This is a genomic window from Ruegeria sp. P10 (assembly GCF_056534925.1).
This window is the reverse complement of the sequence record NZ_JBQERJ010000004.1, coordinates 77,377-98,055: the sequence shown is the minus strand read 5'-3', so window position 1 is coordinate 98,055 and position 20,679 is coordinate 77,377. Positions and strand designations below refer to the sequence as shown.

15 protein-coding genes are annotated in these 20,679 nt (G+C 59.1%); 5 read left to right on the top strand and 10 right to left on the bottom strand.

Annotation, left to right across the window (positions count from 1 at the left end; translation table 11 throughout):
• Window positions 1-57 precede the first annotated feature (57 nt).
• A complete protein-coding gene (locus tag ACR0FB_RS08335; protein WP_171231923.1) occupies window positions 58-1,197 on the top strand; it encodes an FAD-dependent oxidoreductase in 1,140 nt (379 codons plus the stop codon).
• Here the strand turns inward: ACR0FB_RS08335 and ACR0FB_RS08330 are convergent.
• From ACR0FB_RS08330 to ACR0FB_RS08310, 5 genes are all read right to left on the bottom strand, one after another.
• A complete protein-coding gene (locus tag ACR0FB_RS08330) occupies window positions 1,194-1,544 on the bottom strand; it encodes a YjiS-like domain-containing protein (RefSeq protein ID WP_171633536.1) in 351 nt (116 codons plus the stop codon). The two genes, ACR0FB_RS08335 and ACR0FB_RS08330, sit on opposite strands and share 4 nt — an antisense overlap.
• Before the next feature lie 87 nt (window positions 1,545-1,631).
• Entirely contained in the window at window positions 1,632-2,327 is a 696-nt protein-coding gene (locus ACR0FB_RS08325; protein WP_480619032.1) for a type 1 glutamine amidotransferase, read from the bottom strand.
• On the bottom strand, window positions 2,324-3,748 hold the full coding sequence (locus tag ACR0FB_RS08320; protein ID WP_152457492.1) for an FMN-binding glutamate synthase family protein: 1,425 nt from the start codon (window positions 3,746-3,748) through the stop codon (window positions 2,324-2,326). The genes ACR0FB_RS08325 and ACR0FB_RS08320 overlap by 4 nt, the downstream gene beginning before the upstream one ends.
• Window positions 3,733-4,446, bottom strand: a complete 714-nt coding sequence (locus tag ACR0FB_RS08315; protein WP_152457491.1) for a GltB/FmdC/FwdC-like GXGXG domain-containing protein — start codon at window positions 4,444-4,446, stop codon at window positions 3,733-3,735. Before ACR0FB_RS08315 ends, ACR0FB_RS08320 begins: the two co-directional genes overlap by 16 nt.
• Complete coding sequence (locus ACR0FB_RS08310; RefSeq protein ID WP_480619030.1) at window positions 4,443-5,387, bottom strand: class II glutamine amidotransferase domain-containing protein; 945 nt, start codon at window positions 5,385-5,387, stop codon at window positions 4,443-4,445. Before ACR0FB_RS08310 ends, ACR0FB_RS08315 begins: the two co-directional genes overlap by 4 nt.
• A 128-nt stretch (window positions 5,388-5,515) precedes the next feature.
• Here ACR0FB_RS08310 and ACR0FB_RS08305 point away from each other — a divergent pair, with 128 nt between their 5' ends.
• The 3 genes from ACR0FB_RS08305 (at window position 5,516) to ACR0FB_RS08295 (ending at window position 11,161) form a co-directional block, all read left to right on the top strand.
• Complete coding sequence (locus ACR0FB_RS08305; RefSeq protein WP_171633543.1) at window positions 5,516-6,187, top strand: GntR family transcriptional regulator; 672 nt, start codon at window positions 5,516-5,518, stop codon at window positions 6,185-6,187.
• 253 nt (window positions 6,188-6,440) lie between these two features.
• The gene (locus ACR0FB_RS08300) at window positions 6,441-6,833 is read left to right on the top strand and encodes a hypothetical protein (RefSeq protein ID WP_171723560.1); all 393 of its coding nucleotides are present in this window, start codon (window positions 6,441-6,443) and stop codon (window positions 6,831-6,833) included.
• A gap of 38 nt (window positions 6,834-6,871) precedes the next feature.
• The gene (locus tag ACR0FB_RS08295) at window positions 6,872-11,161 is read left to right on the top strand and encodes a thiopeptide-type bacteriocin biosynthesis protein (RefSeq protein WP_480619028.1); all 4,290 of its coding nucleotides are present in this window, start codon (window positions 6,872-6,874) and stop codon (window positions 11,159-11,161) included.
• A 170-nt stretch (window positions 11,162-11,331) separates the two neighbouring features.
• On the opposite strand, the gene ACR0FB_RS08290 is transcribed toward ACR0FB_RS08295, so the two are convergent.
• The 4 genes from ACR0FB_RS08290 to ACR0FB_RS08275 are packed head-to-tail and all read right to left on the bottom strand — an operon-like array spanning window position 11,332 to window position 15,959.
• Window positions 11,332-13,554, bottom strand: coding sequence for a geranylgeranyl reductase family protein (locus ACR0FB_RS08290; protein ID WP_480619026.1), 2,223 nt, complete (start codon window positions 13,552-13,554; stop codon window positions 11,332-11,334).
• Window position 13,555: 1 nt separating this feature from the next.
• Entirely contained in the window at window positions 13,556-14,530 is a 975-nt protein-coding gene (locus ACR0FB_RS08285; protein WP_480619024.1) for a polyprenyl synthetase family protein, read from the bottom strand.
• Window positions 14,523-14,978 (bottom strand): hypothetical protein, encoded by a 456-nt coding sequence (locus ACR0FB_RS08280; protein WP_171633556.1) that lies wholly within the window; start codon window positions 14,976-14,978, stop codon window positions 14,523-14,525. The genes ACR0FB_RS08285 and ACR0FB_RS08280 overlap by 8 nt, the downstream gene beginning before the upstream one ends.
• A 30-nt stretch (window positions 14,979-15,008) precedes the next feature.
• Entirely contained in the window at window positions 15,009-15,959 is a 951-nt protein-coding gene (locus ACR0FB_RS08275; protein WP_171723564.1) for a S8 family serine peptidase, read from the bottom strand.
• On the opposite strand from ACR0FB_RS08275, the gene ACR0FB_RS08270 reads away from it, so the two are divergent.
• Window positions 15,945-16,397, top strand: a complete 453-nt coding sequence (locus ACR0FB_RS08270; RefSeq protein ID WP_171723565.1) for a hypothetical protein — start codon at window positions 15,945-15,947, stop codon at window positions 16,395-16,397. The genes ACR0FB_RS08275 and ACR0FB_RS08270 overlap by 15 nt on opposite strands.
• 25 nt (window positions 16,398-16,422) lie before the next feature.
• Here the strand turns inward: ACR0FB_RS08270 and ACR0FB_RS08265 are convergent, their stop codons facing one another.
• Entirely contained in the window at window positions 16,423-20,652 is a 4,230-nt protein-coding gene (locus tag ACR0FB_RS08265) for a PKD domain-containing protein (RefSeq protein ID WP_480619022.1), read from the bottom strand.
• Between the last annotated feature and the right edge of the window lie 27 nt (window positions 20,653-20,679).

Sequence of the window (20,679 nt, the reverse complement as noted above, 5' to 3'; positions counted from 1 at the left end):
TTGTATTCTGTATACAGTATTCACAAAGCCAGTCAGGAAACAAGGAAAATCTGCGCCATGTCCAAAAGCTCGGTCATCGTTGTCGGAGGCGGCATAGTCGGCGTCATGACGGCGCTTACACTGCAACGGCGCGGCGAGGCCGTGACATTGATCGACAGGTGGGAGCCGGGACATTCCCGTGCATCTTCAACAGATTACAACCGGGTGATTCGCGCCATATCCGGGCGGGACGAGTTCTATACACGCTGGGCGCGCGAAAGCCGCCTGCGCTGGCTGGAGCTGCAAGCCGAAAGCGGCCAGAACCTGATGTATGAATGCGGCGCCTTGATTCTGGCGACGGCGGGGCATTGCGACTGGGAAGACGCAACCGCACAAACTTTCGACCGGGTCGGGGTGCCCTATTACAAATTCGGTCGGTCGGATATCGAATCGCGGTTCCCTCAGTTCAAGGTCACCGACATCGAATATGCGCTGTTCGAACCCGAAGCCGGAATGCTGATGGCGCATCGATGCGTTCTGACCGGTTTGGATCTGTTCCGAAAGGCAGGAGGCAAAGTACAACGTGGTCGCGTCACCACGGATGGATCGGAACGTCCGATGCTTGACGGCAAACCGCTCGAGGCTGATCTGATCATCATGGCGACTGGCCCATGGATGGCTGACATGTTTCCCAGAACGATCAAGCCGATCTCGACCGTGGTTGGCGTTAATGTCCTCTACACCTCAACACCCGACGGGTCGGAAGATTTCGACATGAGCCGGATGCCCTGCTGGATCGATCACGGGCAAGGGTCATTTGGTCTGCCGTCGTCCGAAGGCTCCGGCGTAAAGGCGGCGGTTGTCATCCCGGACAAGATCGATCTGGACAATGATGAACGGCTGATCCGCCAGGAAACACTGGGCCGCACACGCAGCTATATCCGCCACCGGCTTCCGGGTTTAGAGGGGCAAAGGGTTGTGGATTCCAAGTTCAACCAGATCATTCTGACCCCGGATACACATTTCATTGTCGACTGGCACCCCGAGCATGAAAACGTGCTGTTCGCCGGCGGATGCTCTGGCCATTTGTTCAAGCACGCCCCGGTGTTTGCAGAATTTGCAGCAGGCGTTGGGCTGAAGGATTTTGGAACCGCGGACCGGTTCAAGATCAGCGGCCGCAGAAAGCTGAGCCCGAAGGAAAGCCCCAGTGGACGCTAACCATCCAGGAGGGCGCGATAAATTCCAGCATTTGGGCATTTGCCCTGGGGAAGTCGCGCGCCCGCCCGGATCGCGTCACGGCAGGTTTCGGCCTGAAGGCAGTGCCCGCATTTTTCCGCCAGTTCCAACCCCAGCTCGGGGTGCGCGTTCAGGTCTGCCTCGGTCAGTCCGAATTGTCCGGCCATGGCGAGTATACGCTCTCGTGCCTGTGGTGCGCCCGATCGCAACATGGCCAGATCCGCGCGGGACAAGCCAAGGTCTGAAAGCTCTCTGTCACTCAGGTTTTCATCCCGAGGTGAGCTGACGATGCGCGCTATTTTCTGAAAGAAATCTGTGTATCCCGACATATCGCGGCCTCCTCCACCACGTTATGGATACAGTATACACAGTGTTTCAAAGCCGGAATTGATCAGGATCAAGCGGGTTTTCAGGTTTTACGGCCGACCGCAGGCATTGCGAAACAAGTCAACCGCCTGCGCGGCGGCCAGATCCTTCGGCACATGTGCCATCTCAATCGAGGCCAGCCCCTCATCCGCCTTTTGCGGTGCAAGGAACACGTCGCTCCCGCGCACGAACAATTCACGCAGATGGCTTGCCCGGTATTCGGGATGGAATTGCACGGAACGGGCCGGGAAATCATAATCCAAGGCCCCTACCGGGCAGTGATCCGCCGACCCTGTCACCTGCGCCGAAGGCGGAACCTGCGTGACCTGATCCTGATGCCAGACAAAGGCATCTACGCTGGTTCCACCATAGTCGAAGCCTCGCGCGCCGACGACAATGCCGATCTCGGCCTTCTCGGCTTTGCCGCCATAGACATCCGCCATGATCTGATGACCAAAGCAGATGCCGAAGACCGGCTTGGCATGGTCCCGGCACAACTCCAAGAAATCGCGAAGGGGCCGCATCCACTCCGTGTCATCGTAGACGCCGAATTCGGACCCTCCGACAACAACCCCATCAAAATCCCCGAGCTGAGGCAATGCCTCGCCATCAACCACATCCACCGTGGAAAATCGGGCTTCGGGCAGATGTGGTTCAAGCCATGCGCGGATCTGCTGGGCCGTACGCGGCAGCCCCTCAAGCAGCGGCAATGGATGAAGGGTCAACTCAAGAAGCGCGATCCTCACCAGTCGAAGGCCCGGTCGATGCCCGCCATCTTGACGCCGGTAAAGGCCGAGGCCTGAAAACTGAGCGCGCGCAGATCTTCGGTTTCCAGATTGTGCACCGAAGATTTGCCGCAGGCCTTGGCAAGCGCCGTGATCTCCATTGTCATCGCGGTCAGATACCGCGCGACGCGCTCTGCACCTGCATGCGGGTTCATACGCGCCTCAAGGTCAGGATCCTGCGTTGCGATCCCAACCGGGCAACGGCCCGTATGGCAGTGATGGCACGCCCCCGGCGATGTTCCCAGCGCCTGGTAATCGTCCAGATATCTGGGAGTGTTGCATCCCAGCGCGACCATCGCGGCATTCCCGATCATGACCGCATCCGCCCCAAGCGCCAGACATTTGGCCGCGTCCACACCTGATCGAATCCCGCCCGCGGCGACAAGCGAGACCTTGCCGCTCATCCCGCACTCATCCAGCGCTTCGCGTGCCGCGCGTATGGCACTCATGGTCGGTATGCCCGTGTGATTCAGCAGCAACTCGGGTGACGCACCGGTGCCGCCCTCGGCCCCGTCCACCACGACGACATCCGCGCCCGCCTTTGCAGCCACGGCCACGTCGAACCGCGGCCGCGTGGCCCCCATCTTGATAAAGATCGGCACCTGATAGTTCGTGGCGATGCGCAATTCCTCGATTTTGACGGCCAGATCGTCAGCCCCAAGGAAATCGGGGTGCCGGATGGTGGATCGCTGATCGACCCCTTCAGGCAAAGTGCGCATTTCGCTGACCCGCGGGCTGACCTTCATTCCCAGCAGCAGACCGCCGGTGCCCGGTTTGGCCCCCTGCCCGACCACCAGTTCAAGCGCATCGGCGCGGCGCAGGTGATCCAGATCGACCCCATAGCGGGCAGGCGACATCTGGTAGAGCAGGCGTTGGGAGGCTTCGCGCTCCTCTTCCAGCATGCCGCCTTCGCCGGTGCAGGTCATGGTGCCCACCTTCGAGGCACCATAACCAAGCGACGCCTTGGCCGAGGCCGAGAGCGCGCCGAAAGACATCGATGCGATATAGATCGGGATTTTCAGTTCCAGTGGCCGTTCCACCAATCCGCGCCCGCCGCCAAGAACCGTCGTCGTATCGCAGCTCTCGCGGTATCCTTCCAGCGGAAGGCGGGTCATCGTCGCCGGGACAAATGTCAGATCGTCGAATGTCGGCAACTGCTTGTTGAACGTGTTGTAGCCACGCACCTGATACCGCCCAAGCTGCGCCAATGCGTGAACTTCCGATATCGCTTCGGGCGTCCAGCGGGTTGATCCCCCTTCATCATAAGACGAAGGCACACCAGCCGGTCGTCCATCGACCGCACCTGCGTCGCGGAACCGTATTTCTTCCTCTGACGCGACTTCGAACGGGTAGTCATAAGGTTTACTCAGATCATGAGCCATGCGCTTGCGTCCCTGCTTTCAAAATACCAAAGGCGCTGGCCAGAGACCATTTTGCGCCAGTTACGAGAGCTGTCGACAAGCCCCAGAGGGTCAAGGATCGCATCGACCTCGGCCACCTCTTCGGCAGTGGGTTCGATCACCGAGACGTCCACACCCAGGCTGTCAACTTCGCCTGCGACCCAAACCTCGCCTTGCCACAAAGCGTCCGCACAGGATTCACCCGCACCGCCCAGCGCAATGATGCGTCCCGCATGCGCCATGAAACCGGATTGGTATCCGATCTTGCCCTCGACCACGATGTTGCCGCCCTTCATGGCAACACCGACACGCGGCCCGGCATCACCTTTGACATGAATGGTGCCGCCAATCATCGCCGCCCCGCAGGACATGCCCGCATAGCCACCGACAGTGATGTGACCCTTGGCCATCCCTTCGCCCACGGCCCACCCGCAATTGCGTTCGATAGAGATGTTGGCGCCAGTGTTCAGACCGCCGCAATAGTACCCCACCGAACCTTCGAAAGTGATGTCCACATTGTCCGGCAGGCCCACGCCCAGATTGTGTCGCGACAGCGTATCGACAACCCGGATCGGCCGTCCTGATGCGCAGGCTGCCATGATATCCCGGTTCACCTCACGAATGTGCCGCTTGCCGACTTCGATGACGATTTCATCCATCTGTCTTGCTACCTCGCTCATGCTGCCAGGCTCCGGTTGCCGACACCCCAGATGCCGGTCAGCGACGGGCCATCATAGTTGATCACGTCGCATTCTTCGGCCATCACGCGACGCACCGCTTGTTCTTCGGTCGCGGCGGCCAGATCGCCATTGCGATTGACCACAACCAACGGCTTCATCGCGAACCGATCCTTGGCAAATCCGATCCCGTCCGGCGTTGCGATCATGTAGGTGAATACTCCGTCGATAGAGGTAATCGACTTCTTCAGCGCCTGTTCCATCGTCAGACCCGCTTTCATCTGGTCACTGACCCAGACCGCAATCAACTCGCTGTCATTCTCGGTCAGAAAGCGATAGCCCTTTCGGCTCAACTTGTCGCGCCATGTGAAATAATCGGTGATCTGGCCGTTATGCACGATCGCCACATCCGAAAACGGCCGCGCCCAGAACGGGTGTGAAGCGTTGGGCAGAACCGAGCTTTCCGTCGCAAGCCGCGCGTGGCCAAGACCATGGGTGCCGATGATGTCGCGCACGCCATGCTTTTCGGCAACCGCTTCGGCGCCGCCGATGTCCTTGATGATCTCAAGACTGCGGCCGCAGGACTGCACTTCGAACCGGTCCGTCAGCTCATCTGCATCCCGCACCCAGGCCTGCAAATCAGTCGGGTCCGAGATTTCCGCGCGAAAGCAATAATGCCGGTTCTCATCGGTTACGATCTTCGGATCGGACAGAAAGCCAGAGCCGTGATCCTTCAACACCGCCTCAAACGCATTCAGGTCAGCATCCTGCCGGGATTTGTCAAATCCCATCCCTCGTAAAACATATCCGGTGTCTCGTGGCGGTCCATAAACTGCAAACCCGGTGCTGTCTGCGCCACGGTGTTCCTGCGCATCCATCAGGTCTACCAGGTCCGCCCCGACCTGCCCGGGTGCGGTAAGAATCCTTCCAGCGATTCCACACATGAAGAGCTCCCTGTTCAACTGTGTTTGTATACTGTATACAGTACACGGACAATAGCAAGCCCATTCGCCTTGGCACCAGATGCTTTTTTGAATACAGAATTCACAAAACACGGAAAGAGAGGCTCCGAGTGGCTCTGAAACAGATAAAAACACAGCGCAGACGGCTGGCGGACGAGGTTTATGATCAGTTGGTCGAAGCCATAATGAGCCGCGAAATCTCTGCCGAAGACCGATTGGTTCAGGAAAAGCTGGCAGCGGAACTGAACATCAGCCGCACCCCGGTTCGCGAGGCTTTGATGCGGCTGGAAACCGAAGGTGTTCTGGAAGTCGCCGCAAGCGGTGGTTTCCGGCTGGCCCGCATGGATCAAGCCGAAGTCCGGCAGCTGTATCAGGCCCGCGCCGCAATCGAAGGTCAGGCCGCCCGGATTCTTGCGGCCCACGCAGACCCCGCGGTTCTGGAGGGTTTGCGCGCGCTGATTCGTCGAGAAGAAAACCTGACCAACCCTACGACGCGCGACTATTTCATTGCCAACCGGCGCATTCACCGCGCCTTCATGGTTGAAGCGGGAAACAAGTTCCTGCTGGACATGTTCGACATGATCTGGGGCAAGGCCATGGCCTTTCACCTGTTTTCCGCAATCGAAAATGTCGATATCTCACAGTCTCTGGGTGATCATCAGGCGCTTGTCGACGCGATTGAAACCGGAGACGTGACAGAAGCACTGGAAACCTTTACCGCCCATATTCAGGCCGGGTTCGATTTGCAGATCGAGGGGCTGAAAGAAGCGGACAACGGCTGACGCACGGAACCGTCGGCAGGGCGGACCGCGCCGGTTCGCCTGCCTGAAACCGGCTCATGCATCGCGGGCAATGCCACCAAGTATCCGCGCGCTGTTCTGACGGCTTCATGACAAAACGGTCATTTTCGTCTATTATTGAAATCTCTCATTACAAAGACCCTCCGATTCCATCGGAGTTGATATTTGAACGACACGTTTTTCCACAGGCGGTCCCAAGTCGACTATTCGACCACCTCAGATTCCGGAGAGAGAAATGAGTGCTGACGAAAACGACAATCGCAAAGAACACGATTACACCGAAAGCGAAAAGACAGATCCGGAATGCCGGTCTGTCGATGACAGGCTGACCGCGATCGAGCAGCGCCTCGACCAGTTGATGCGCGTCATGGAACCAGGCCCGGAAGACAGGCTGGAAACCGTCGAACATCGCGTGGACGCGCTTTTGACATCCATCGAATCCCTAGGCGAGTTGGGGGATCATTCTTCTGGCTTCAATCCCACGTCCACCGGTCCTGCCTTCGGCTTCGTTGACGCCGGCAGCGTTGGGGCCCCGACGCGCCGCACGTTCAGCTGGGCCAAAAATTGCTGCAAGAATTGGTGCAGCATCCGTGCCAGCAGCAAAGGGTGCCATCCAAACGCCTGCTGAATGGTAAATCTCGCGTGGCGGAGAATTTATTTTGTTCAATGTCTATTTCATCAACGCGGATTGAAGCGGCAATACAGTCCATTGCAGGGTCGATTGTGGCGGCCCCGATCAGAACTGATGCTATCGGACTGGGAAGCGCCGTCGCCGGAGAGGCGATGGCATTGCTGGCGGCAGACAAGTTTCTGAAGGATGATCGCGTGCGATCCGCCGCGTCACGTCGCCTTGCGACCATCTGGGCTTGCGACCGAGACCTGCGCGGAGCCCCTGTTTCACTGTTCGAAGGCCGCGCCGGCCTTGGGTTGCTGGCCTGTCATGCTCTGGACGCCAATCCAAACGATCCCGAAGCGCAACTGGCGCTTGACCGTGCCCTGCGTTCGGTTGCGCAACGCCTTCTCGAAGCCCCCTGGATGGGGCATTTCGATCACGTGTCCGGTCTTGCGGGTATATCCGTATTTTTGTGCGAACCGAAATCCCGGACGGCCCGTCTTGGGGGAAAGTCGCTGTGCCTGCGTTTAGCCGAGGAGCTTTGGAGGCACTCGGCACGCACAGAACGGGGGCTTGCGTGGACAGAACCTTTTTCCTCTCCGGAAGACGAGACCGGCCCCCTGAAGACAACGCGGTACCTCGTCAACATGGGGCTGGCGCATGGTTCTCCTGGCGCCGTTCTGGCTCTGGCTCGCCTGGGTCGGCGGCACGCGTTCACACCGCGACACATCGAAGACCTCAAAGACGCGGTCCTGTTTCTCCTTTCGCACCGGGGCGCGTTTTCAGACAGCGGCCTGTCATCCTGCTTTCCCTGCATGTCAGCGCTCAGTCATGCGTGGGAGGTACCGTCACGTCTTGCGTGGTGTTATGGCGACCTAGGTATCATATACACCGCGCTCGCGGCGGCGAGGCTGGTGGGTATGGAGGACGAAATACGCGATGTCGCATCGCGGGTTCTGGTATCCTGCGTCGACAGACCTATTCGTGAGACAGGTATCAATGACGGCGGGCTGTGCCATGGCGATGCCGGAATTGTCGTGATGGCCCTTGCCATTCGATCGCTTTTTCCCAACGCGGACGTCGATCCCCTGATCGAAAAGCACGCCGAACGGCTTTTGTCCCTCGTTGAACGGGAATTGAGCCCGGACGGGCTTCCCGCGATCGGCGCAGGCTGGAAGACGTTTCAATCGACGGATCTTTTGACCGGGTCGAGCGGCGTTTTGTTGGCACTGCTTGCCCTAAGGGACACGGGTTACCTCGGATATCTGAAGTTCATGGGGCTGGATGTTGAACAGAATGTCCACTGCCCGTCCCATCCGAAACCGCACAGCTCTCGTCCGTTCCTCGGAATTCGTGTTTGTACGCGTTCACCGCAGCACGATCTTGGCGGAGTCACAAAAAGCACCCGAAAAAAGAATCTGGAAAAGCGTGCATCAGATTTAATTCGCGATCCGGCCTTTGCCTTGTCGTTGTTCATTGCACGACCCGGTTTCTTTTCGAAGGTCATGCGGGAACTCGAGAAAGGCGAAGGCCTCTCCCCCGCAGTCCTCGGCACATTGTATCGGTTTGTTTACAGAATGTGTTTTCGCCCGACGCCGTTCGGCGCATTCGCGGCAGTGGGCACGGCAGTACCTGTTGCAGGCAAGGGCATCGTCACCGTGGCCGACCACCATCTGGATATGGATCTGGACTGTGGGTTTTTGTCCCATATTGCCGCCGGACTCGCCGAAACGCAAAGCACAAGGGTGCGGTGCAATCCATCGGCCTGGTGGGAACAGGACGTTCTGCACTGGATAACCAACGGTGATCTCGACGGCCCTTGGAACCACGAACAGATCGTTGCAGCGGCGGATTCCGATCTGGCAGAGTTCATCTTTGATGTCGATTCCGTCCCGATTTCCGATCTGGAAACGGCCCTTAGAGACCGATCTTTCAAATCTGGCGTGACGATCTCGGATCTCTGTCGGTCCGAGGCTCTGATACCACGGAAAGACCCAATACTTCTGGGACATGACGCAACCGCCAGAACCCTGAAGCGGCTGGAAAGAGATATGACCGCCCGCCAAAAGAGAGGTTTGGCGGCGCTCGGGCATGATCTTGATGCCGCGCGTGAAACCCCTTCGATGATCGCGTTAAAGCAACTGGGGCGAACAGCTGACTCTTTCGCCCCGGGTTGGAGAGGTGATTTTCTGCATGTCGATGCGCATTGCGTCGGCACGTTGGAAACACCACTGCGCGCGGTGCAGGCACTGACCGACGCATGGAACATTTTGGAGAAGATCGGCTTTCGCGTGCCAAAGCCAAACCGTTTTCTGGAATTTGAACGGCGTTTCCTTGACCGTTACGGTGACCGCGCCGTGTTGCTGGGTCAGGCCGTGGATGCCGAAAGCGGGCTTGCATATCTCGGCATGCCGCTGCGAATGGATTTCGTTACAGGTACGGGGTCGTCAAGTGATGCCCCTAGGCAAAACCTTCAGGAATTTCCGCTGGAACCCGATTGGGACGCGCACAAGTGGGTGCTTTGCGCGCAGGATATCGAGATTTTGCATGCCCGCAATACGGATCAGGCCCCTTTCGCCATCCAGGATGGCGTTCTTCTGAGCAAAGTAGGACGCAGTGTAGGGTACAAGCCCGTCTGGACGGCCTATCCCGAAGGTATTTTCCCGGGCGGGCCCAAGGCGATTTTCGGCCGTTTCTCAAGGCGAAATCAGTTGATCGCAGACGCGTTGATGCAACACAGCCCCACGCGTGAAGAGGATTCGACAATTGTCGAAGCAGACATCCTGTGCGCCACGGACCCCCGGTCATCAAACATCCTCAGACGCGCCAGCCTTTCCCGGTATGTCATCGAGATCCTCGGCGACAGCGGGTTACCGCCCGAACTGAGGATTCCGCTGCACGATCTGTGGATTCGTCACGATGGCAGTCGGTTCCGACTGTTCTGGGGCAGCCAAGGCGTCGAGGTCATTCCACAACTGCACGCTGCCCACCAAAGCCCTCCCGGGGCGCCGGCTGTCTATCTTCTGCTCATCGACATCGCCATGCACATGCGGCAACCGTCGGTGATCTGGTCGTGGCAATCGCAAAGCAATCGGAACCGGCTGCCCAGGGTCTGTGCTGGAAATGTGGTCCTTGCGCCGCAACGGTGGCGTCTTTGCATCCCGACACAGGTGGTCAGGTCGGGCAAAGCGGAATTCTGGCTGGAAGCCAACCGACAAAAACTGGAATTGCCGCGATACGTGGCCCCTACGGATGAGGCCAGCGACATGGCCACGCCATGGGATCTGGACAACCCCTTTTCCACTGCGAACCTGATCAAGACGTTGAAAAAAAAGCCGCTTTCGATCTGCGAGTACCTTCCAACGCCCAAGGATTGGTGGATCGACTCGCCGCATGGTCGATTGGCCTCTGAACTGGTTTATGCCCCAGCAAAGCCAGTTGATACGCCCTTTGTGGAATACGATGCCAACCCGACCGCATGGCAACCGCTGGGGCACGGTACTGATGAGGCCGGGTCATGGTTGTATCTGCGGCTTTTCGGGGATGCCATGAAGCTGGAACAGTTCCTGAAACTGCAATCGAACAGGTTGGCGCTGTGGCAGAAACGCAATCTGATCGAGAACTGGTTCTTCGTAAGATATGCAGACCCGGAGCTTGAACTGCGCCTCCGCATCAAGTTTTCAAACGATCATGACAGAGTTCTGAGGAACCGGGTGCTTGTTCACTTGCAGAAAACGGCCGGTGGATTGGTGGACAGGTTTCTTGTTGACGAATACCTGCCTGAAACGGCGCGCTACGGCGGAGAACTGGGGCTCGGCGCATGCGAGAGGATATTCCGCGCCGACTCGATCACTGCGCTTGATGTGCTCAACGATCCGAAGATTAGCCGGTCCAGACGGTGGATGGCGTCGGCCGCCAGTATCGACGCCCTGTTCGAAGATTTGGAATTGCCTACAGGTGTTCGGCTGGCGATCTCCGAGCGCTGTTCGCAAAACTACGGCGGCGGCCCGGCGTCGTGCCGGATTGCGCGTCGTGCTATTGGAAAGGAATGGAAAAGTGCGTGTGTTGTTCTGAGTGAGCTCGGGGTGGGCAAAGGCATTCATTCGCGGCCATCGCGCTGGAACGCACGTGCGGCCAGGCTTCATCCGGATCTTGGACGCCTTCAGCGAGAAGAACAGGATGGCCGGTTGGGAAGCAGCTTGGCCGACGTTCTGGGAAGCCTCGCTCATATGTCCATCAACCGGATCCTCCACTGGGGAACCGCCGCGGAAGAGGCGGTCATCCACGAGGCGCTGTGTCGACATTATCGAACCAAATTGAGCCACGGGTGGAAATCGTCCTAAGCGGCATGCTCACGGCAGCGGGTTGGAACCTGAACCGTCCGCCCGAAACATGGGCTGTCCACACATACCCCACCTGCCCCCGAATGAAGCACCCGGCGCATGGGGCAAGGTAATGCGAACGGTTGCGCTTTTGACCTACAGCGGGACACCACTGAACCTGGTTCGCACTATTACAGCACGCGGCGTTTTGGGACGTGTCGACTTACCGCGTAACCTGCAAGCGCCGAAAGCGATTTTGCCACGCCGCCCCGTAGCACGGGGCTTAGCGCTGCTATTGCCTGATCGCGGTATTCTTCAGGCAATTTCTGCCTCTTGATATGGCGCGCGGCCGGAGAAAGCTCTGCCAAAAACCGCGCAGGGTCGCGGTGACTAAGGAAAGCACGGGCTGCCTCGCCCCCGGTTTGCCGCTGGGCTGCCTCGAGAACAGGCACGCTGAACAGGCCGCTCGAGAGGTCTGACGCAAATGGGGTGCTGCCCGGGGGGCGGTCCAGGGCCAGTTCATCCTCGGTCAGCAGGTAAGCCAGGCCAAGATTCTCGCCATAGTCGCGAAGGGCGTCTGACAGATCGTTTTGTTCGGCAAGCATCGCACCGAGTTCACAAGGCAGTCGGAAGAATGCAGCCATGCATTGCCGCATCTGCGCGATGCGCTTTTCGACCGCCAGATCCGGTTGCCATGCGGTCCGAAGCTCGGACACCCGGCCTTCACAGGCCGAGGCCATGGTACTCAGGATTGGTGGCACCAGATCCGGGCAGTCCTGTGCGCCGACTTCATGCGCCTTCGCCAGAAGATAATCACCTGTGAGTATCCCAAGCTTGTCGCCCCAGTTGGCCTTGGCGTCGGATGTTGCGGCCGCGGCCTCGACCCCTCGAATACCGCTTTGGGCAAGAAACCCCAGATACGCAAGTTCCAGCGCCGTGGCCGCGGCACGACGCCTTTTTGCCTCAACATCACCCAGATAGGACGTCAGCAAAAGCAACAGCGAAGGTCGAAACGCAACCATGTCAACCCGCTTGCCCGCGAAGGACATGCGCGTCAGAAACGGCCAATCGGTGCGCACGATGTGATTGAGGCGTGCGCCCACGTCGCGCAGGTCGTCCCCAAGCGGCATCTCGGGCACTCGCACAAGGGGCGATACGTCATCCAACATGGCGCTTTCCACATCACCGCCAGTGCCTTCAGGCACCAAAACGGCGCGGCGCAGCATGTTGTGGACCGGCTTTTCGCTTTCGAACGTATCGTCCAACACGCGCCAGATGAACTCGTATCTGCGGCTTGCGCGGTTCCCGAGCGTGAAGTACCCGGCAAAGCGATCCCCCAACAAAAGCGCATAGTCGTCTGCCGCCACCCAAGGGCCTGCCCCTGTGCGGAGACATCGATCAGTGGTTTGCGCCGCAAGCGCACCGGATTCCAGCGCAAAGCTAATTCCTTCGCCTGTAAACGGGCTGATAAGACCGGCGGCGTCCCCTACCAGCAACAGACCTGAATGGGCGGCGCGTTCCGGTGCGAAATCGAACCTCAGCGGTGCACCCAAGGTCGTACCGGACAACTGAATGCCCGAATATTCCGGATAATCCTTTCGGAGCACGTCCAGAAATTGGTCAAACAATGTCCTGACATTGGTGTCAAACGCCCTGCAGAACAGCCCGACACCGACATTTGCAGTTCCCTTCCCCGTTGGGAATGCCCAGCCATAGGACGGCAACAAGTACCGGTCCGTAACATCAGTCAACGGCAGCATTATTTCCAGCAGTGGCGGAGTGTCTCCGCAGCCATCGACATAACCGCGAAGCGCGGTGCCATAGCCTTGTTCCGGTGTTTCCCGCAATCCCGCTGCTTTCGCCAATCGAGACGCGGCCCCGTCTGCGGCGATGACCATGTACCCGGTCAGAACCACTGTCGTGCCATCCTGCATCCGAGCGGTGACACCTGTGACAGTCCCGCTTTCATCCGTTACCAGATCGTCGGCACGACATTTCGGCAAGAAAGCCGCTCCTTCCGCGCGGGCCTGACGCAAAAGACAGTCATCCAGTATCAAACGGGGTACAACCAGCCCATAGTCGTCTTCGCCCTCGTATCGAAAATCCCGGTGGCCCTTGTTGCGCATATGGACACGCACACCTTCGACCTCCTGTTGATCTGTAAGCGCGGACAGGATGCCGAGGCGTTTCAGCTGAGAGATACCGGACCGGGTGATTCCGTCTCCACAGCTTTTGTCCCGAGGGAAATCCTCACGGTCGATCAGAATGACCTTTCGACCTCTCCGCGTCAGCTCAATGGCGGCAGCGCTGCCGCCGGGCCCCGCACCGACAATGACGGCGTCCCATGTCTCGGCCGCGGCCTCCGCAGGTGTCGCAAGCGGCAGATCCTCGGCAAGAGGGCCGTAACCGTCCATGTCAGGCCCTCCTTTCGACCGAAAGCCGGGCGAGGTTTGCCAGCGAGGCGCGCAGCACATGATCGTCAAGCCCCGAGATGACCGTGACGGCTGCCTCGGATTTGTCCCGCGCCAGCTGTTCCGTGGCTTCAACCGCATCCGAATTGCGAATGATTTCCACAGCACGCGAAACGTCTGCATCCTGCATTTCAGCCAGCCTCAACCTGGCCCGCAATTCATCGGCGGCCTGACCGTTCTGACCCAGGCACAGGAGCACCGGCATCGTATAGGCCCCTTCGCGCAGATCAGAGGCGGACCCCTTTCCAAGCTCGGTGCTGCTTGCAATGTAGTCCAGAACATCGTCGCGCAGCTGAAATGCAAGGCCGAGGCACTTTGAATAGGTGATCAGTGCGTCTCGTTCCTGATCACTTACGTCTGCCAACATCGCCCCCAGCGATGCGGCGAGAACAAACAGCTCGGCCGTCTTGCCCTCGAGCATTTCAAGATGCTCTTCAATGGTCCAATCGGCGTTGTAGGCGTTTTCTGCTTCGCGCAACTGCCCCAGACACAGCGCGGAACAGTGTTTGCCAGCCAGCTCAGAGGCTTTGGGGCTGATGGAATCCAACAGGTTTAGTGCACGGGCCAGAATGAATGTTCCGGCGAAGCTGGCGATGGGCGAAGACCAGCGACGGTTCACGCTTTCCGCTCCACGCCGAAGTTCGGCCCGGTCCATGACGTCGTCATGATAGAGCGACGCCACATGGATCATTTCGACAGCCGCCGCCGCCTGAATTGCGCGCTTGCGGCCTTCTGTGTCGGCGAGGCTTCGCGCGGTAAGCAGCAGAAGAATTGGCCGCAACCGTTTCCCGCCAGCGCCGATAAGCCAGTGGGCTATCTCTTCAAAACCCGGCTGGTCCGAGGCGACAGCATCCAACATGGATGCTTCAACCTGGGGTATCGTGGCCCGGACCTGTTCGTCCTGCAACCAGTCAGACATCCGCAATCTTGCGGAACTGCGCCAGCGTCTTCTGCAAACGCTTCGACCTGAGCGCCGCTTCAGAGTTCCTGATGAAACTGTCGTAGCCCTCGTGCAGTGCTGCGGACTCGGCGCGAACAACAATCTCACCACGGTGGAAAGCGTCCATTACGGTCATCCTGCCTTCGGAAATGGCCACGAGAGCTTCCGGTGAGATCGCGCCGACGCCCCGGCCTTTCCCTTTGCGCTTTTGGCTCGGGTTGATGTGAACTTCACCGCTCATCACCGAAACTTCGACCGACCCCATACCAAAAACACCAACCGTTGCACTGGCGCCCTCGTACTGCTTGACCAGTTCAGCATATTCCTTCTTGGCGTCCGCCTTGAAACCCGCCAAAGCATCTTCGGCCAGTTTTTCGACTGCCTTTGCACCCTCTTCCGGCTGCATCCGCTGTTCATAGTCTGCCACGTTCGTATCCTCCGTTCCAGAATTTCCAAATCAGACCGAGCCGACCGCCGCCCGAGCATCCACACGCCCGGCGCCCTGCTGCGTGGTCGGTGCGCCGATATCGACGGCGGTGGCCATGAGAACTGCCTTGATGTCAGCCGGCAGCAGTGTCGGGTTTCGCTGCAACATCAGCGCCGCGACCCCGGCGACATGGGGGCAGGCCATCGAGGTGCCGCTGGCCTCGAGATGAAGCGGATCTATCACCGTCGCGCCGCCATTCATGTCATTGCCGGTCGCCGATCGCGATGCCACGATATCCACGCCGGGGGCGGTGACATCCGGTTTGTCGCGTCCATCCGGCGTTGGTCCGGGACTGGAGAAACCGGCCATGTTGTCGCTGTCATCGCTTGCGCCGACGGTGATCACGCTCTGCGCAATACCCGGACAGCGAATGCGCGTGTCATAGGTGCCGCAACTGTCATTGCCCTCGTTGCCCGCGGCCACCACAAAGGTCACCCCGGCGGTCGAAGCCGCATCAGCGGCGACACACAAAACGCATGTTCCGTCCGGATCGACCCAATTGCCGTTTCTGTGCGAAAAGCCCCAGGAATTGGAAAGAACATCCATCCCGTCCGCGACGGCCTGTTGGATTGCCGCAACGCAGTTTGGAGCGTTCCCACTGCCAAACTGATCCAGCAGCTTGTAGTCGTGGATAACCGCCCCCGTGGCGACACCACGGAACGTCGCGCCATTGCTGGCGACAACACCCGCACAATGAGTACCGTGCCCGTTCAGGTCGCCCAACCCCTCGCCGGTAAAATCCTGTTGGGTGCCGAAATTTCCGGCAAGTTCGGGATGTGTCTGGTCCACGCCCGTATCCAGAACGGCAACATCCACTTCGGCACCGTTGATCCCGCTGGCTTCCACGACATCGGCATTGATCAGCGGACGACTGTTATCCAGGTCGATCAGGATCTGGTTTTTGCAATGAACTATCTTCATGACATCGGCGCGCCCCGCGATATCCGTAAGGCGCTGATCATCGGCAAGGACAACCAGACTGTGAGTCAGCCAAAACGACCGTTCGACCTCAATCCCCCGCTCTTCAAAGCTTCGGGCGATTTTGCCCACCACGTCTTCACCATGGCGTCGGTGTTGCATGATCGAACGGCGGCGCTGGCGCCGGTCGAACGCACGGGGCGGGCGATCCGGCGATGCCCTGCCGCTGCGCAGCGAGACCAGCACGCGATGCCGGGGAAGCTGGGCGGTTTCGGTTTGGCCAAGCAGGGCGTTCAGGCGCGCCTCTTTTCGGTTGGCCAAGAGGTCGCGCAAGATAATGCTGTCCATCTTCAAGATGGACTCGCTGCCAAACTCGGCACGAAGCTTCTCGATTTCACGACGTTCCGCTCTTTCGAAGCGATCAACGTGTTCCCGGCTTAACTCGGACATTTCGTGCTCCTTTAGATCATGGTCTTATGGGGTTTTCAGGAATGGCCTGACGTTTGGTGGAATGGGTAATCATCACCACGGAAGGATCGTTGGCCATTGTCGCGATGGCCCCGGGCGAAAGTTCGACGGCAACACTGTCGATCAGCCACAGTTCGGTAATCCCGACACCGCCCAGGCTTTCCAGGGTGCCGACCAGGGGCCGTGTGCGTCGGCGGAAATAATCTTCGCGGGCCTTCGTTTCGGCGCGCCGGAAAGAGGGCGCATTGCCTTCGGTGTCTGGCGCCAAGCGCAATATGACCTGCACCGAGTTCCCATCATCGCCGTCTGTTGCAGCCTTCGCCAATTCCGATCGCAGCTGAGTGTCCAGCTTGCCCCAAGCCGCCTCGGACAGGCCGAACGGATGAGGGCTGTTGGTTTCGGTCAAGGTTCTGTCCTCCGTGGTCGTCCCTGCACTGAACATGGCCGGTGCGACGGCACGGTCGAAGCGCGGATTCACGACAATGCCGGGCCCCGGTTCAGGTTCTGCCGAGGGCGTACTGCGCGGGTGTTCCGGCCGGAAACACAGTTCGATCAACGCCGCTTCCTGCGCGCGCATGGCGAGGGTCACCATACCGCTCGCCTGAACTTCGATAATCTGTACCCCCTGCTGCTGCGTTCCTGTCTGGGTCGTCAGGACATTGCCCGCCGCATCAAGTGCGATGATCGTTATGGGCTTTCCGCCAGCAAAGCTCAGCTTGAGGCGGGCCCAATCAGCAACGACCGGCAGATGGGCAAAGACACCGGCAATGGAAAGCAACAGTTTGGGTGTGCCTTGCGGCTGGAACCCGCCAATGATCTGAAGAAGGCTGCCCTTGGTCGGCAGGAACCGCACACCGCCGACGTTCAATACCGGATGGCGGGAAGGCAGTTTCTGGCCGCGAAAATCAATGCAACGTTCACGCGGTGGAATTTCCGGATCGGGCTTCGGCTGCTCCGGACAATGCGGCTGAATCGCGATGAAAGCGCAATCATCAATATAGCCAAGCGCATCGTTGCGCGGATCATCTCCGCTGAACTCCAGAAACACCGTCACGGCCTCGGCTTCCGCCGTCACGCGGCCCCGCAATTGCCGCCAGGCACCGTCTAGATTGCCGGTCCACCATTCCACCCAGGGCGCCCGCGGATCATCACCACCGCGCGGATCCAACCCTAGAGCATAGCCGCTTGCGTCGCCGGCCTCCTTCGCGAACCAACACGAGAACTCATAATCCCACCCCGGATTCGAACCCAGCGATTGCCACAGGCCGACACGAAGGCCGCGCTGCGCGATGACCCTTTGGGACCTGTCCCCGGTCCGGACGATGCAACCTTCGCAGTCAAAGGCATCGGCGGGGATCGGGGCCAATTGCGGAACGGGATTTCCCTTTCCGGCATGAAAGGCTGCCAAGTCGGTCAGCCATGCATAGGGTGTCCAGAAGCGACCGACATTGCCCGCTGGAAGCGAACGGAAACCATCTTCGAAACCAGGGTTCAGCAAATGCACGACCCGGACGGTCAGGTCATCCTGACCAAAGGCGCCATCGTCATCCATGACGGTACAGATGGCCCGGAAGTCACCACAGTTTTCATAGATATGTGAGGCGGTCGCCGTGCCTTCGGCTGCCGGTGGTTCATTCGTTTCCTCGATCAGGGCCGTGCGGGGTTCACTGCAATCGCCGAAATCCCACTTGGCCGTATGCGTGTCGCACCAGCCGGGATCCCCGAAATCGGCGACAAGCGTGATCGGTGTGCAGACATATGCATAAAGGTCCGGGCCAGCTTCGACTTCGGGCGGAACATTGGTCACGGTGACACGCAAGGTGTCGATGGCCTCGCCCCCGTTGACGTCGCGAATACGCACCGTGACGGTGTATTCGCCATTGTCGCACCAGGCATGGGTCACGGTCGACGTGCCTGTCGCCGCAGGAGGAGCATTGGTTTCAGAAATAACGCCGGGTTTGGGCGCGTGGTGATCACCGAAATACCACATGGACTCGTGGGTGTCGGGGTATTCGACATCTCGGAACCGTGCGACCAGAGTGACCTCTTCGCCCTCCTGCACCGTCAGATCAGGGCCGGCATCCACTGTCGGCGGCACATTTTCGACGGTAACAAGCGAGAAACTGCGACTGCGCGCGCCGCCCGGCTGGTTGATCGTCAGCGCATGTTTTGCGGTGTAGACACCGCTTGCAGCATAGACATGCTGAATCGAGGGCAAGACCGCGGCCGGTGTTCCGTCACCCGGCAACCACTCGTACCCTGCGTCAGGATGTTCATTCGCAGCCGCAAGCGACATGGCCGATGCGGCCGCACCCGACCGTGCACCACCCGAATCCGCCGGGACGACATCCGTGGCTTCGCAACTGCTTATGACAGTGAAATCTCCGGCAATTTCAAGACCGTCGGTATCAATCACGATCGGGTCCGAAAATACCGCTTCGACCCGCCCGATCCTGGCAAGGTTCTCCGGCCAGCCGGTGATACCCGTGACCGTATTGGTAACTTCATCTGACAGGATTTCACTGCCCATGCTTTCGGCAATTCCCCGGACGACAAGGGCCACGATCACAACGACCAATGCGCCCAGAATTCCGAAAGCGCCGAATGACAATATCGCGGCGATTGCCGTCAGCACCCAAAGCAGCACGGATTCTTCGGGATCGACATCGCTGTCGATTTCAAAGTGATCCATTTGCTGCCCACCGGTTGGGCCCAGCGAACCGTTCGGCTGCCAGCGCAATCCGACATCATTGAAAAAGTCGGCATCCACATCAATACTGCCCAGGATCGCGTCTACGACCGTCACCTTGCCCGATATTCTGATCGCCCCGGCCCTGAGGCTCACGTCCAGATCGGTCAGCCGGACTTCGCGCCCGTCAGGTGTAAAGGTCTTCGGAAGGTCATCATCCGACAATTCGGCTTCGATGCGCGCCGTTTCAATCGATGCTTCAACCTGGGCCGCGCTGATGGCAATTGCAAAATCCCTGTCAGCAGGGATGAAATTGGCAAGCCCGCCTACGTCACCACCGCCATCATCGTTCAAGGCGATCGCCAGAAACTCGTTTGTCACGCCGACGGTGATACTGTCGACTTCAAACTCTTCGTCCGTTGCCTCTGGCCCCCAGATGTAAACGAAATCGCGGGCCTCAAGATCCTGATGAAAAAAGTCGCCGATGAATTCTTCGATCTCGGCTACTGTCGGGGCCGCAATTGAAATCTCGCCCAGCCCACTGGCCAATTCCTGCCCCCGCGACACCAGTTCGCTGGATATCTGGGCGTCGAGGTCAATCGCGACCAACGGGATCGCCGCCAGTTGATCACGGTTGTCGATGTAATTGTCACCCTCTGGCCCATATTCCGGACCGGCGGGGTTGATCGCGTCCACGGTAACGATGGCCGCGTTTAAATCCGTGCGGAATTCCGAACCGACCCGATTGAAAGGTGCCGTGATGTTGATCCGCGTTTCGATCCCCATGGGGTCCTGCGGATTGAAAAAAAGCTGTACCGTCGGCCCAACGACAATGTTGAACATGCGCAGATAGACCGGCAACGAAATTGTTATGTCACCGCCTGACACGATGGTTTCAATATCGTGCGCCGCGTCCGAGGCGTCGTTGAAGATTTCCGCATGGACATCCGTCGTCAACGCTCCCAAGGCAAATTGCAGCTCGGTCTCATCGATGACATGGGGGATGGAGGGAAAGGCCGGATCGATCGGTCCGCCGGGGCCACCGTTCTCATAGGCTTTGTCCACGAATTCACTTGCGAACAACTCGATATTGGACGCAATCGGATCGCCGCTGGTCAGCGTGGCGGACACCTGGTTGCGAGGCAGGCCATCCAACAGCCATCCCACATCCTGACGCCCGGGAATTAGACCGATCGGCGCAGCCGCAGCAAGATCGGCCGTCATCGTCAGCATTTGCGCCGATGGAACCGGGGGGTTTTCGATTTCGATCTGGATCAGGACACCAAGTCGAATTTCGGCACCGGTGATGTCCGGACGCAAGCTGGCGTCCAACTGGTCTTCGGGAATCTGAACAGACCCGTCAGCTACAACAAAACCGCCAAAGGTTTCACCTGCGGGAACATCCATGAATTCGGGAATGCGGCCTTCATCGCCGGGATCATCGTCGCATTCCGCGGACTTCCACGCCCCCCGAATGACCTTTCGCAGGACCTCTTCTGAGGCTTCGACGACAACTTGGTATCCTCTTGTATTTGCCATCCTGACGTCCTCGGTGTGACGGCGCGA

Bases quoted from the DNA above. Each gene is read 5' to 3' on its own strand.
- ACR0FB_RS08285 (WP_480619024.1), bottom strand. From the start codon at position 14,530: ATGTCTGACTGGTTGCAGGACGAACAGGTCCGGGCCACGATACCCCAG.
- ACR0FB_RS08290 (WP_480619026.1), bottom strand. From the start codon at position 13,554: ATGGACGGTTACGGCCCTCTTGCCGAGGATCTGCCGCTTGCGACACCT.
- ACR0FB_RS08300 (WP_171723560.1), top strand. From the start codon at position 6,441: ATGAGTGCTGACGAAAACGACAATCGCAAAGAACACGATTACACCGAA.
- ACR0FB_RS08270 (WP_171723565.1), top strand. From the start codon at position 15,945: ATGAACTATCTTCATGACATCGGCGCGCCCCGCGATATCCGTAAGGCG.
- ACR0FB_RS08330 (WP_171633536.1), bottom strand. From the start codon at position 1,544: ATGTCGGGATACACAGATTTCTTTCAGAAAATAGCGCGCATCGTCAGC.
- ACR0FB_RS08275 (WP_171723564.1), bottom strand. From the start codon at position 15,959: ATGAAGATAGTTCATTGCAAAAACCAGATCCTGATCGACCTGGATAAC.
- ACR0FB_RS08295 (WP_480619028.1), top strand. From the start codon at position 6,872: ATGTCTATTTCATCAACGCGGATTGAAGCGGCAATACAGTCCATTGCA.
- ACR0FB_RS08310 (WP_480619030.1), bottom strand. From the start codon at position 5,387: ATGTGTGGAATCGCTGGAAGGATTCTTACCGCACCCGGGCAGGTCGGG.
- ACR0FB_RS08320 (WP_152457492.1), bottom strand. From the start codon at position 3,748: ATGGCTCATGATCTGAGTAAACCTTATGACTACCCGTTCGAAGTCGCG.
- ACR0FB_RS08265 (WP_480619022.1), bottom strand. From the start codon at position 20,652: ATGGCAAATACAAGAGGATACCAAGTTGTCGTCGAAGCCTCAGAAGAG.
- ACR0FB_RS08335 (WP_171231923.1), top strand. From the start codon at position 58: ATGTCCAAAAGCTCGGTCATCGTTGTCGGAGGCGGCATAGTCGGCGTC.
- ACR0FB_RS08315 (WP_152457491.1), bottom strand. From the start codon at position 4,446: ATGAGCGAGGTAGCAAGACAGATGGATGAAATCGTCATCGAAGTCGGC.